This is a genomic window from Arthrobacter sp. MDT1-48-3 (assembly GCF_054511015.1).
In genome coordinates this window covers 227,716-240,697 of the sequence record NZ_JBTNDL010000001.1, presented here as the reverse complement: position 1 = coordinate 240,697, position 12,982 = coordinate 227,716, and the positions used below count along the sequence as shown (strand labels likewise).

Below are 12,982 nucleotides of genomic sequence, written 5' to 3'. Positions count from 1 at the left end.
CAGCAGATCCTCATAGGGGGTGGGGATGGGGGTGCTCACCCGACCAAGTCTAGGCGCCGGTAGAGTTCGCCGGAACAATGGAGGGGCACCATGCACGACACCTTCCGTTCACCTTCCGACGGAAGACTCCACCCGTGACCATACCCCCGCCCGGGGCCACCGCCGCGCCCTACCCCGCACAGTTCGCGGCGTCGGCGCTCGCGCCGGCACCCCGTACCCTTCTCGACATCCTGCGTTCGACGGCCGCACAGCACCCCGATGCGTCGGCGCTCGACGACGGGACCTCGGATCTCAGCTATGCGGAGCTCGTCGGTGCCGCGGAAGGATTCGCGGCGACGCTGCACGTCGCCGGGGTGAAGCGGGGCGACACCGTGGGGGTGCGCATCCCGTCGGGGACCAACGAGCTCTACATCGCGATCCTCGGCATCCTCGTCGCGGGTGCGGCCTATGTGCCGGTCGACGCCGACGACCCCGACGAGCGCGCCCGCGTGGTCTTCGCGGAGTCACGTGCCGCCGTCGTCGTCGGGCAGGGGCTGTCCCTGACCGGAGGGCCGGGCAGGCGAGGAGCGGCGACCGGCGGGCGCCCGGCTGGGTCGGGGGCTCCGACGCCGGACGACGACGCCTGGATCATCTTCACGTCCGGCTCCACGGGGACGCCGAAGGGCGTGGCTGTCACGCACCGCTCGGCGGCCGCCTTCGTCGACGCGGAAGCACGCCTCTTCCTGCAGCGCGAACCGATCGGTCCCGCGGACCGTGTGCTCGCGGGCTTGTCCGTGGCCTTCGATGCCTCGTGCGAGGAGATGTGGCTGGCGTGGCGGCACGGCGCGTGCCTTGTGCCCGCGCCCCGAGCGCTCGTCCGGACCGGCGTCGACCTCGGTCCCTGGCTGATAGCGCGCGGCATCACCGTCGTGTCCACGGTGCCCACGCTCGCCGCCCTGTGGCCATCGGAATCCCTCGAGAACGTGCGGCTCCTGATCTTCGGCGGCGAGGCCTGCCCGCCGGAACTCGCGCAGCGCCTCGCCGTGCACGACCGTGAGGTGTGGAACACCTACGGACCCACCGAGGCGACCGTCGTCGCGTGTGCAGCACGCCTGGGCGGGGACGGGCCGGTGCGCATCGGCCTGCCACTGGACGGCTGGGACCTCGCCGTCGTGGACGAGTCCGGCGTGCCGGTGCGGGAGGACGGCACGGGCGAGCTCATCATCGGGGGAGTGGGCCTGGCCCGTTACCTGGACCCCGGGAAGGACGCCGAGAAATACGCGCCGATGCCCACGCTCGGCTGGGACCGCGCCTACCGCTCCGGAGACCTCGTCCGGCTGCAGGCCGCCGGACTCGTCTTCGTGGGGCGCGCGGACGACCAGGTCAAGCTCGGGGGCCGACGCATCGAGCTCGGGGAGGTGGACGCTGCGCTCCAGTCCCTCCCCGGGATCTCCGCGGCCGCCGCCGCGGTGCAGTCGACGCCATCGGGCAACCAGCTGCTGGTCGGCTATCTGGTGGCGGCCGGACCCGAGCCCGATCTCCCTGAGCTGCGGGACCTCCTCGCGGAGCGCCTTCCCGCGGCGCTGGTACCGCTGCTGACCCTCGCCGGCTCGCTGCCGACCAAGACGAGCGGCAAGGTGGACCGGAACGCCCTGCCGTGGCCCCTCCCCGGTGTCGGGGAACCCGGGGATCCGCGGGGTCTCGACCCGCGCGTGCAGTGGATAGCCGACCAGTGGGCGGCAGTCCTCGGCTCGGTGCCGGCGGACGAGGACGCCGACTTCTTCCTGCACGGCGGTGGGTCCCTCGCGGCTGCGCGGCTCGTGTCGCTCATCCGCTCGAGGTACCCGGTCATCACCGTGGCGGACGTCTACGCCCACCCACGGCTCGGCGCGCTCGCCGCCTTCGCCGCGGGGACGGGCGACGGCGGCGAGCGGTCTCCCGCACCACCGCGGACCGTGCGGCGCACCACGACCAGGTCGCAGGTCTTCCAGACCGTCATGGGCATCCCCCTGCAATTCCTCGCCGGGATGCGCTGGCTGACCTACGCGATGATCGCGGCCAACGTGCTCGGGGGCACGGGCCTCCTGACGGCGGCTCCCACCCTGTCCTGGTGGTGGGTGGGACTGTCCTGGCTCGTCTTCGTCAGTCCCCTCGGCCGCATGGCGCTGTCCGCGGCGGCCGCCCGTATCCTCCTCGGCGGCGTTCAGCCCGGGGTGTACCCGCGCTCCGGCAAGGTCCACCTCCGGCTCTGGCTGGCCGAGCAGATCTCGGACAGCGTGGGCGCGGTCGGCCTCGCGAGCGCACCCTGGGTGCCGGTGTACGCGCGGGCCCTCGGAGCGCGGATCGGCCCGGACGTCAGCCTCCACTCCGTCCCGCCGGTCACAGGGTTCCTGACCCTCGGCGCCGGCGCATCGGTGGAACCCGAGGTCGATCTCTCGGGCTGGTGGATCGACGGCGACCGCGTCCACATCGGGGCCGTCTCCGTCGGGGCCGGGGCCGTGGTGGGTGCGCGCAGCACCCTGATGCCGGGCGCGAGGATCGGCGCCGGCGCCGAGGTGGCGCCCGGTTCCGCCGTCCAGGGCGCCGTCGGGCCCGGACAGTTCGTCTCCGGCTCGCCCGCGACGCGGGCGGGCAGGGCGAAGCACGGGTGGCCGGATGCTCCGCCGCCGCGGTCTCGGCTGCGGACCGGCCTGTCGTTCCTCGGGTTCGCCGCGGCATCCGGAGCCCTCGCCCTCATCCCGTACGTCGCCGCCGTCATCGCCGCCCTCCCGGTCGTGGCCGCCCTGCGGGGAGCGCCGTCGCTCTCGGCGGTCTGGCCGTCCCTCGTGGGGTCCGTGGTCCTCGCGGCGGTCCTCTGGCTCATCGGGAACGCCGTCCTCGTGCTCGGAACCGTCCGGTTGCTCGGAATCGGCCTGCGGGAGGGTTTCTACCCGGCGCGCAGCCGGATCGGGTGGCAGATCTGGGCCACCGAGCGCACGCTCGACCTGGCGCGGGACCTCCTCTTCCCCCTCTACGCCAGCCTCTTCACCCCGGTGTGGCTCCGGCTGCTGGGGGCACGTGTGGGTCGGAACGTCGAGGCCTCCACCGTGCTGCTGATCCCCAGGATGACCACGATCAACGAGGGTGCCTTCCTCGCGGACGACACGATGGTGGCCTCGTACGAACTCGGCGGCGGCTACCTCAGGATCGCTCCTGCGAAGATCGGGCGGCGCGCGTTCCTCGGCAACTCGGGCATGACGTCCGCGGGGCGGCGGGTGCCCAAGAACTCGCTCGTCGCCGTGCTCTCGGCCACGCCCGCCAAGGCCAAGGCCGGCAGTTCCTGGCTGGGCAGTCCGCCGTCGCGCCTGCGCCGGCTCGCCGTGACGGGCGATCAGAGCCGCACCTTCCAGCCTCCGCGGAGGCTCAAGGCTGCCCGGGCCTTCTGGGAACTGTGCCGCGTGGTGCCGGTCATCCTCACCGTGATGATCGCGGCGGGCGCGCTCGTCATCTTCGACGCACTCGCCCTCCGGGGCGGGTATCCGGTGGCGGCGCTGCTGAGCGGCGTGGTCTTCATGATGCTCGGCGCCGTCGCGGCCGGCAGCGCCGTCGCCGCGAAGTGGCTGCTGGTCGGGCGGATCCAGGCGGCCGAGCATCCCCTGTGGAGTTCCTTCATCTGGCGCAACGAGGTCGTGGACACCTTCGTCGAGAGCGTGAGCGCGCCATGGTTCGCCCGTGCCGCCAGCGGTACCCCGGCGCTGGTCTGGTGGTTGCGGGCGCTCGGCGCGCGGATCGGACGCGGTGTCTGGTGCGAGAGCTACTGGCTGCCGGAGGCGGACCTCGTGACGCTCGGCGACGGTTCGACGGTCAACCGTGGCTGCGTCGTGCAGACGCATCTCTTCCATGACAGGATCATGAGCATGGACACCGTCGAGCTCGCCGCAGGCGCGACCCTCGGCCCGCACAGTGTGATCCTTCCCGCTGCGGACATCGCCGCGGGCGGCACGGTCGGCCCCGCGTCGCTCGTGATGCGCGGCGAGACCGTCCCCGCGGGGAGCTACTGGATGGGTAATCCCGTCAGCTCGTGGTCGGGTCCGGGGGACGGTGCGTGAGCGGTGACGCAGAGGCCTGCTCACCGGACCCGTACACGCCGGCCAACGGCAGCACCTCCTACCGGGTGGGGCACTACGACCTGACCCTCGACTACAGGCTCGCCAGCAACCGGTTGTCCGGCCGTGCCGTCCTGACGATGACCGCCCAGCACGAGTTGCGGGAGCTCGAGCTGGACCTCAGCGGACTGCGCACCACGAAGGTCACGTCCGATACCGTGCGGGTGCGCTCCTTCAAGGATCGCGCCGGCAAGCTCGTGATCGGGTTCCGCGACCCGGTGCCCGACGACGCCGAGTTCAGGCTCGACATCCGCTACGAAGGCAACCCCGAGCCGATCTCCGGTACCTGGGGCGAGGTCGGGTGGGAGGAACTGACCGACGGCGTCCTCGTGGCCGGGCAGCCCACCGGAGCGCCGTCCTGGTTCCCGTGCAACGACCACCCGTCCTGGAAGGCCCGCTACCGGTTCACGGTGACCACCGACGCCGGCTACCGCGCCGTCTGCAACGGTGTGCTCGTCTCGCGGATCGCCAAGTCCAGTCGGACCACGTGGGTCTACGAGCAGGCGGAGCCAATGGCCACCTACCTCGCGACCGTCCAGATCGGGCGCTACGAGCTCGTGGCGCTGAACGACCCGGCACGGCCCGCCGTCGGGCTTCCCGCACACGCAGTGCCGCGCGATCCTGCACAGCCGGTGCCGCAGTACGCCGCCGTCCCGCCGTCGCTCGTGCCCGCCGCCAGGGCCTCGCTGGCCCGCCATCATGAGATGATGACGGCCTTCGAGCGGCACTTCGGGCCGTACCCCTTTCCCCAGTACCTCGTGGTCGTCGCGGACGACGAGCTGGAGATCCCCCTCGAGGCGCAGACGCTCTCCATCATCGGCCGCAACCACCTCGACCAGGACTGGGAGGCGCAGCGGCTGATCGCCCACGAACTGGCGCACCAGTGGTTCGGCAACGCCGTCACAGCCGCCCGGTGGCAGGACATCTGGCTGCACGAGGGCTTCGCCTGCTATGCCGAGTGGCTGTGGTCCGAGGCCGGCGGATCGACGACGGCGGACGCCCGCGCGCTGTTCACGCACCAGCGCCTCACCCGGGAACCGCAGGACCTCACCATCGGTGATCCGGGTGCCTCCGACATGTTCGACGACCGCGTGTACAAGCGAGGCGCGCTGGCATTGCACGCGCTGAGGAGGGCCGCCGGTGACGACGCGTTCTTCGGACTCCTGCGCGCGTGGTCGGAGGAGTACCGGTTCGGGTCCGTGACCACGCCGGACTTCTTCGCCTTCGCCACCCGCACCCTGCAGGGCATCGACGTCGGAGCGCTGCTGGCACCCTGGCTGTTCGCCGAGGACCTCCCCGCCCTGTGACGCCTGCGGGCCGGACCCGGTGCTGCCCGGCGCGTGCGGGGACCAACCGGTAGGGAGGGGACTAACCGGTAGGGAGGGGACTAACGGCGACGGCGGCCGCGAGGCCCAGGGTTCCGAGCAGCACCCCGCCGACCTCCAGGACGTCGGTGATCCTGTCGTCCATCAGCACGTCCACCTCGTCAGGAGCCCGGTCGGCGAACCCCGTTCCCAGGGCTTTGACCAGGGCTTCTTTCCGCGACCACAGGCGAGCCCGTGCCGCAGGCCGGCGCGGCACGGACAACCCCCGCAGGGAGCGCCGTTCCGCAGGCGTGAGGGCGACGTCGTCGAACCCGTCGAACCCCACATCCGCGACCCGCTCCAGGTCCACGCCGATGCCGGCACTCGGGTCGCGGACGGAGCCACGCAGGTCCAGGCCCGCGAGCAGGATCACCCGACCGGCGCGGGACAGGCTGAGCGCCACGGGCAGGCGTTCGCCGTCGAGCAGGTACCCCGGCCGGCCGTGATCGGACCCGCCCGCCGGGGTGCACCGGGGGCAGGTGAAGCTCGAGGTGAGACGGCGGGCCTCCACGCCGAGCAGCTCGGCGGCCAGAGTGCGCAGCAGGTACCGTCCGGCGACGAAGGGCCCTGAGACATCCGTGTCGACCACTCGCGCAGCGCGTGCACGTTCGGTGTCGTCGAGGAGGCCCGCCATGACGTCGACCGGAGGGAGCCCGGATCCCGGACCGTGGCTCCCCGGGCCGTGGCTTAGCGGGCCGACCTGCAGCCGGAGCAGGACGCCGGCCGTCGGTCCGCCTGGTGCGGCTCCTGTATCCAGCGGCTCGTGGGGGGACGTCATCCCGCTATCCTCTCCCGGGGGATGCACGTCCCGCAGGACCACCGGAGGGTCGTACGCCGCAGGTCGTGCCTAGTGGCGGACGCCGAACAGTTCGGCGCACACGTCCTCGCGCAGCACGAACGGTCGGGGTCGATCCGTCCCCGCGGAGCTGCCGTACACGTAGTAGCCGCGGCCCTCACCCGGGCCGCCGGCGGCCCGGTCGATGGCGTGCAGGAGCTTCGGAGTCAGGCGCCCGGCAGGCCCGATCCTGTGGATCTGATCGATCTCGTGCGGTGCGAGCCCCCGTATGAGCCCCTTCACATCAGCCATGTCCGTCCCGTCCTCGGTGCTGGATCCTGCAGGAGCACCTCACGGTAGACCCGGGGGGTGAACGCGGCATGAACGGCGGCGCCGGAAGTGGTGAATCGACGCCGACCGGTCGTCCTCCGGTCGTCCTCCGGTCCCGAGGACGGTGCGAGGGGCAGGGGACGTCCGTGGAGGCCCTGTCCGCTCGGGCACCGATCAGTCGTCGTAGGCGCGGAACTGCTCGACGGAGACGATGCGACCCTGGTTGATGGTGCTGACCTGGCAGATCACCGCTTCGCCGGGTGCCAGGTACGGGTCCTCGACGGGGAGCAGTGCTCGCAGCCTGCTCGTCATGTGGTTGCCCAGGACCGAGAACACCAGGGGGAGCACGGGACGGTGCGTGCACAGGGCGACGGGGCGGCGCTTGTCGAACACGCGTTCCACGGCGTTCCGGGCGCGCCCCGGCTTCCGGGCGGCGTCGTGCTCGGTGAGGGCGTCGACGAGCTTGAGCTTCGCGCTGCGCTGGTTCACGTAGGGGGAGATGGTCTGGACGCAGCGCACCCAGGGACTGCTGACCACGCGTTCGGGGTTCCAGGCCTGCAAGAGGCGGCTGACCGCGATCGCCTGGCGCCGGCCCGTGGCGGCGAGGGGTCGCTCGCCCTCGGCCCTGCTCCACGAGGACCGAGGTTTGGCCTTGGCATGCCGCACCACGATGAGGGGCCACGTCTGCAGGTCCTTCGCCGCATGGGCGGCGATGAGGGACTCGAGGGGCTCGATGTCCGAGGCGCTGGTCAGCATGTCGCGTGCCTCCTCGGGCGATACCCACTGGACGCGGTCCACCTCCTTGCCGTCCGGCTCAGGGCTCAGCCGTTCGGTCTTCGCGGCCCAGTAGTGCACCACCTTGTCGCCGGAGGACACCGGGTAGGTGATCGTCGCCAGCGGGATGCCGAGCTTCACGCTCAGGCCCACCTCCTCGAAGGTCTCCCGCACGGCACACTCGGGCGTCGTCTCGCCCGGATCGAGCTTGCCCTTCGGCCAGGACCAGTCCTTGTACCGGGGACGGTGGATGATCAGGACCTGGAGCCGGCCTTTCTCGATGCGCCAGCAGAGCGTCCCGGCCGCGACGACCGTCGCGCTGCCGCCCTGGGTCACGACGGCGGTGGCGTTCTTCGTGGTCGCGGCCATTAGCGGCGTGACACCGCCCGCTGGCGTGCCCGTGACGCGAGCAGCCAGGACTGGATGTCCTCGAGGGGCGCGCCGTCGTCGTCCTTGTGGTGGCGCGTCCAGCAGCCGGTCTCGTCGAGGTGCCAGCTGGAGACGGCCGGGTTCATGTAGCGGTCCATGAGGTTCATCAGGTAGGAGATGTCCTCGGGCGCATTGAGCTGCACGAGGGCCTCGACGCGACGGTCCAGGTTGCGGTGCATCATGTCCGCGGATCCGATGAAGACCGCCGGTTCGCCGCCGTTCGCGAAGGCGAACACGCGCGAGTGCTCCAGGAAGCGGCCGAGCACGGAACGCACGGTCACGTTCTCGCTGAGGCCCGGGACCCCGGGACGCACCGAGCAGATGCCGCGCACGATCACGTCCACCGTCACGCCTGCCTGCGACGCCCGGTACAGGGAGTCGATGATCGCCTCGTCCACCATCGAGTTGACCTTGATGACCACGCGCGCCGCGAGACCCGCCTGCTTGTTCGCGATCTCCCGCTCGATGCGGTCGATCAGCCCCGAGCGGACCGAACGCGGAGCCACCAGGAGGCGCTTGAACGTGGACTTCGGGGCGTAGCCCGAGAGCTGGTTGAACAGGCGCGACAGGTCCTGTCCGACCTGGTCGTTGGCCGTGAGGAGCCCGAGGTCCTCGTAGTAGCGGGCCGTGCGGGGATGGTAGTTTCCCGTGCCGATGTGGCAGTAGCGCCGCAGCCCGTCGATCTCCTGCCGCACCACGAGCGAGAGCTTGCAGTGCGTCTTGAGGCCTACGATCCCGTAGACCACGTGCACGCCGGCCTGCTCGAGCTTCCGCGCCCAGGAGATGTTGGCTTGCTCGTCGAAGCGGGCCTTGATCTCCACGAGCGCGAGGACCTGCTTGCCCGCCTCCGCGGCGTCGATCAGGGCGTCGACGATGGGGGAGTCGCCCGACGTGCGGTACAGGGTCTGCTTGATCGCCTGCACCTTCGGGTCGGCGGCCGCCTGCTCCAGGAAGGCCTGCACCGAGGTCGAGAACGAGTCGTACGGGTGGTGCAGCAGGATGTCCCGGCGGCGCATCGCGGCGAACACGTTCGCCGCCTTCGACGTCTCGCTCTCGTTCAGGTAGCGGCTCGTGTGCGGGACGTGCTTGGGGTAGTGGAGGTCCCCCCGGTCGATCCCCGCGATCACGCTGAGCCCGCGCAGGTCCAGGGGAGCGGGGAGATTGTAGACCTCGTCCTCCTCCACGCCGAGCTCACGGGACAGGAGCGCCCTGATGCTCGGGTTGATGTCCGTGGTCACCTCCAGGCGCACGGGAGGCCCGAAGCGGCGGCGCAGCAGCTCCTTCTCGAGGGCCTGCAGGAGGTTCTCGGCGTCGTCCTCCTCCACCTCGAGGTCCTCGTTCCGGGTGACACGGAACAGGTGGTGCTCCAGGACCTCCATGCCCGGGAAGAGCTGATCCAGGTGGACGGCGATGACTTCCTCGAGCGGGATGAAGCGCGCGATCCGGCCGGCGACATTGCCGGCGCGGGGGCCGTCGACCGACATCAGGCGCGGCAGCTGGTCGGGCACCTTCACACGCGCGAAGAGCTCCTTCTCGCTGATGGGGTTGCGTACCACCACGGCGAGGTTCAGGGAGAGGCCGGAGATGTACGGGAAGGGGTGCGCAGGGTCCACGGCGAGCGGAGTGAGGATCGGGAAGACCTTCTCGGCGAAGATCTTGTGGAGCTCGGCCCGCGCGGCGTCGTCGAGCTCGCCCCACGTGGTGAGGTGGATCTGCTCCTGGGCGAGGGCGGGCCGGATCTGCTCGGCGAAGACGGCCGCGTGGCGCTGCTGCAGCTGGTAGCCGTCCTGCATGATCTTCTCGAGCTGCTCGATCGGGCTGAGCCCGGCGGCCGACGGCACCGCGAGGCCCGTCGCGATGCGCCGTTTCAGGCCGGCGACGCGCACCATGAAGAACTCGTCCAGGTTGGACGCGAAGATGGACAGGAAGTTGACGCGCTCGAGGAGGAAGAGTTCGGGATCCTCCGCGAGTTCGAGGACACGCGCGTTGAAGTCGAGCCAGCTGATCTCCCGGTCCAGGAAGCGGTCCGGGCGGATGTCGCCCGACGGCAGGAGGCTGGGGGCGAAGTCCGGGATGTCGATGCGGTCCTGTGTTGCCCGGGCCGGAGCCGTCTCGGAAGACCCGTACAGCGACGCTCCCCGGCGTTTGATCTCTGAATCCATTGCGTCTCCTGCAGCGTGGGCGGGCGTGGTGCGGCTGGTGCCCCGTCCTGACCGGCCGGGGCACGCCTCGAAAATAACCTTACAAGGTGGGTTGCGGCGTCTTCCCCGCGTACATGACGTCCACGTCCCAGCGCGTGAAACCGAGTTTCCGGTAGAGCGCGACGGCCGCGGCATTGTCGCCGTCGACGTACAGCATGATGGCCTGCAGGCCCTTGCCGTGGAGGTGCTCGATGCCCGCGATCGTGAGCGCCTTGCCGAGGCCCATGCCCTGGGCCTCCGGCGTCACCCCCACCACGTACACCTCGCCCATGGGCGGATGCGCGCCGATGCCCGGATGCACCTTCGTCCAGTGGAAGCCGAGCAGGGCGCCGTCCGCCTCGCGCACCGCGAGCAGGAAGCCCTCCGCGTCGAACCAGTCCTCGGCCATCCGCGCCTCGAGGTCGGCCCGGGTCATCGATCCCTGCTCGGGGTGATGGGCGAACGCCGCGGCGTTGGCTGCGAGCCAGGCCTCCTCGTCCTGCCCGCGGACGAAGGATCGCAGCACGACCCCCTCGGGGAGTACCAGGGTGGGGACCGATTCCTCGACCGCGGCACGCGTCAGGCGCATGCGCCACAGTTCCCGCACGGGTGCGAAGCCGAAGCGGTCCGCGAGGTCTGCTGCTGCCGAGTGGTTGCCGTGCGACCAGCCGCGGAGGTCGTCGAGTCCCTCCGCGAGGACCGCCTCGATGAGGGCGGTCCCCGCACCCTCGCCACGGCAGTCGGGCCCGACGACGAGTTCGAGGACCGCGCCGTCCTCCGTGCTGCGGTGGACGACGGCGACACCGGCGAGCTCGCTGTCGTCCGGCCCGGGCGTCCGGGCCGTGAACACGAGCAGCCGGTCCCCGGCGTCCTGCGCGCGGAGGGTCACCAGGGTCTGCTCGGACAAGGGCGGATTGCCGTCGGCCTCGACGGCGGCGGCCGCGAGGCGGCGTATCTCCTCGAGGACCGGGGCCGCCGGGGCGCCGGCGATCCTGTCGATGGACCAGGTGGGGGCGTGCTGCGCGGCGGTCATGCGCCCAGCCTAGTCCCCGCTCCCTGCACGCGTTTTGGCCGACCGGGCGCAGGTGCGGTAGTGTCGGGAACTGCTCGAGGGGGATGCACCAGTGGGGTGCCCGCGATACGTTCGACCCGTATGTCCTCCACCACGATCCGGTCCTGTCCCGGATACGCGAAAAGCCCCCTCCACCCGCGGTGGAGGGGGCTTGTCGCGTATCCTGCCGTCTCAGGCGTCCTGGTTGACCGCGCTGCGGTCCTCCGGGAGCCGGGTCAGCGTGAAGCGGTATCCGACGTTCCGGACGGTCCCGATCAGCTGCTCGTGATCCGATCCCAGCTTCGCCCGCAGGCGCCGCACGTGGACGTCGACGGTGCGCGTGCCCCCGTAGTAGTCGTAACCCCACACCTCGTGGAGGAGCTGGTCCCGGGTGAACACCCGACCCGGGTGCTGCGCCAGGTACTTCAGGAGCTCGAACTCCTTGTACGTCAGGTTCAGCGGCTCGCCGCCGACCCGCGCCGTATAGCTCGCCTCGTCGATCACGACGCCGGACGCATGGATCTCGGTGCTGGTCTCCTCGCTCGCCGCCGTCGACCGCGCGATCACGAGGCGCAGGCGCGCTTCCACCTCCGCGGGGCCGGCCGAGTCCAGGACGACGTCGTCCGCCAGCCAGTTCGCAGCCACGGCCGCCATGCCACCCTCCGTGAGGACGAGGACGAGGGGCGCGCTCAGGCCCGTGGCCTTCAGGAGCTGGGTGAGCGAGCGGGCTCCCACCAGGTCCTTGCGCGCATCGACCAGGACGACGTCGCACGGCTCGGTCTCCAGGAGCGCCGTGGGCTCGGCCGCGAGGATGTGCACCTTGTGGTTGAGCAGTTCGAGCGCCGGCAGGATGTCGACGGACGAGCCGGTGGTGTTCGTGAGCATCAGGATGTGCGGCATAGGTCCTCCACGGGTCGGGAATGCGCATCATCGGGCAACGGCGCCACCGGTGCAGGGATCCGGAACCGGGGCGGTAGAGATTTCGACAAGTATAGCCGCCGCCCTGTGATCGGGCGCACGTGGGCTCCTGCCCCGCGTGGTCCCGGTTTTCCCACGGGTAGGACCGGTAGGGCAGTATTGCTGGGGTGAAGAGGACGAGTGTGGCCGCAGCGGCCGGTACCGCAGCCGCGGCCGCGGGCATCATCGTCGCCTCCTCGTACATCGCCCTTCCGGTCCTCGCGATCGCCGTCGCAGCAGTCTGCGCCCTGGCTGCGATCGGCTGGCCGTACGTGCTCCGCGTCCCGGCCAGGAAGAGTCAGTCCACGGCCATCGGGCTGAGCGCCCTGCTCGCGGTGATCCTCGCTGCCACGGTGCCGGGGCCGTCCTTCCTGGCCTGGTTCCCCGCCGCGGTGGCCCTCGGGGTCGGTGCGGTCTTCATGATCCAGCTGGTCCGCGGGACCGGCCAGAGCCTTCGCCTGGAATCCACGCTCGGTGCGAGCTCGGGCGTCATCGCCGTGGCGATGGGCGCCGGATGGGTGGCGGCCGACCGCCTCACGGCCAACGCGGCCGACTCCGGCATGACGCTGGTGACCGGGGTCAGCATCCTCGTCGCGATCGCCGTCGCCCTCCTGCCCCTGCCGGACCGGCTCGTGGCGCCCGCCGCCGTCGTCCTCGCTGCGCTCGCGGGACCCCTCGGCGCCCTCCTGTTCACCGATGTCCCCGCGCTCGCCGCGGGCGTGGTGGGGCTCGCCTGCGGAGCCGTCATCGCCGCCACACGCAGGTTGCTGGTGGCCCGCGACGCGCCCCTCGACGTCCTCGCGGCCGTCGCTGCGGGTGTCACCCCCGTGCTCGCCATCGGTTCCGTGGTCTATTTCCTCGACAAACTCTTCCTGTCCTGAGGAAGGCGGGCACGCACATCCGCCCGTCCCGTCCCGTGCGGAGCGCGCGTTAGGATGGAAGCATGTCCATTCTTGCCCTTGAAATCTTCTTCATCTCGCTGCTGGTCGTCGCCGGTC

The 12,982-nt window shown here is 71.1% G+C and carries 9 protein-coding genes; 3 read left to right on the top strand and 6 right to left on the bottom strand.

Features of this window, described 5'->3' with window-relative positions:
* The first annotated feature begins 77 nt into the window (after window positions 1-77).
* Both ACX80L_RS01165 and ACX80L_RS01160 read left to right on the top strand, forming a co-directional pair.
* Window positions 78-4,067: a Pls/PosA family non-ribosomal peptide synthetase gene (locus tag ACX80L_RS01165; RefSeq protein WP_459287147.1), complete on the top strand. Its 3,990-nt coding sequence runs from the start codon at window positions 78-80 to the stop codon at window positions 4,065-4,067.
* Window positions 4,064-5,431 carry a M1 family metallopeptidase gene (locus ACX80L_RS01160; RefSeq protein ID WP_459287145.1) on the top strand — a complete coding sequence of 456 codons (1,368 nt, stop codon included), beginning with the start codon at window positions 4,064-4,066 and terminating at the stop codon, window positions 5,429-5,431. Before ACX80L_RS01165 ends, ACX80L_RS01160 begins: the two co-directional genes overlap by 4 nt.
* 61 nt (window positions 5,432-5,492) lie before the next feature.
* Here ACX80L_RS01160 and ACX80L_RS01155 read toward each other — a convergent pair whose 3' ends face one another.
* The 6 genes from ACX80L_RS01155 to ACX80L_RS01130 all read right to left on the bottom strand — a co-directional run bounded on the left by ACX80L_RS01155 (window position 5,493) and on the right by ACX80L_RS01130 (window position 11,927).
* The gene (locus ACX80L_RS01155; protein WP_459287143.1) at window positions 5,493-6,266 is read right to left on the bottom strand and encodes a 4'-phosphopantetheinyl transferase family protein; all 774 of its coding nucleotides are present in this window, start codon (window positions 6,264-6,266) and stop codon (window positions 5,493-5,495) included.
* Window positions 6,267-6,335: 69 nt separating this feature from the next.
* A complete protein-coding gene (locus tag ACX80L_RS01150) occupies window positions 6,336-6,575 on the bottom strand; it encodes a hypothetical protein (protein ID WP_133082380.1) in 240 nt (79 codons plus the stop codon).
* 192 nt (window positions 6,576-6,767) lie between these two features.
* Window positions 6,768-7,736 (bottom strand): NUDIX hydrolase, encoded by a 969-nt coding sequence (locus tag ACX80L_RS01145; protein WP_133082381.1) that lies wholly within the window; start codon window positions 7,734-7,736, stop codon window positions 6,768-6,770.
* Window positions 7,736-9,958, bottom strand: a complete 2,223-nt coding sequence (locus ACX80L_RS01140; RefSeq protein ID WP_208739754.1) for an RNA degradosome polyphosphate kinase — start codon at window positions 9,956-9,958, stop codon at window positions 7,736-7,738. The genes ACX80L_RS01145 and ACX80L_RS01140 overlap by 1 nt, the downstream gene beginning before the upstream one ends.
* 79 nt (window positions 9,959-10,037) lie before the next feature.
* Entirely contained in the window at window positions 10,038-11,009 is a 972-nt protein-coding gene (mshD, locus tag ACX80L_RS01135; protein ID WP_133082383.1) for a mycothiol synthase, read from the bottom strand.
* Window positions 11,010-11,219: 210 nt separating this feature from the next.
* Window positions 11,220-11,927, bottom strand: a complete 708-nt coding sequence (locus ACX80L_RS01130) for a winged helix-turn-helix transcriptional regulator (RefSeq protein ID WP_133082384.1) — start codon at window positions 11,925-11,927, stop codon at window positions 11,220-11,222.
* A gap of 185 nt (window positions 11,928-12,112) precedes the next feature.
* Between ACX80L_RS01130 and ACX80L_RS01125 the strand changes: the two genes are divergently transcribed.
* Window positions 12,113-12,865 carry a hypothetical protein gene (locus ACX80L_RS01125; protein WP_459287141.1) on the top strand — a complete coding sequence of 251 codons (753 nt, stop codon included), beginning with the start codon at window positions 12,113-12,115 and terminating at the stop codon, window positions 12,863-12,865.
* The last annotated feature ends 117 nt before the right edge of the window (window positions 12,866-12,982 follow it).

Excerpts from the sequence above, each read along its gene's own strand:
- ACX80L_RS01165 (WP_459287147.1), top strand. The coding sequence starts at position 78 with ATGGAGGGGCACCATGCACGACACCTTCCGTTCACCTTCCGACGGAAG.
- ACX80L_RS01155 (WP_459287143.1), bottom strand. The coding sequence starts at position 6,266 with ATGACGTCCCCCCACGAGCCGCTGGATACAGGAGCCGCACCAGGCGGA.
- ACX80L_RS01150 (WP_133082380.1), bottom strand. The coding sequence starts at position 6,575 with ATGGCTGATGTGAAGGGGCTCATACGGGGGCTCGCACCGCACGAGATC.
- ACX80L_RS01145 (WP_133082381.1), bottom strand. The coding sequence starts at position 7,736 with ATGGCCGCGACCACGAAGAACGCCACCGCCGTCGTGACCCAGGGCGGC.
- ACX80L_RS01140 (WP_208739754.1), bottom strand. The coding sequence starts at position 9,958 with ATGGATTCAGAGATCAAACGCCGGGGAGCGTCGCTGTACGGGTCTTCC.
- mshD (WP_133082383.1), bottom strand. The coding sequence starts at position 11,009 with ATGACCGCCGCGCAGCACGCCCCCACCTGGTCCATCGACAGGATCGCC.
- ACX80L_RS01130 (WP_133082384.1), bottom strand. The coding sequence starts at position 11,927 with ATGCCGCACATCCTGATGCTCACGAACACCACCGGCTCGTCCGTCGAC.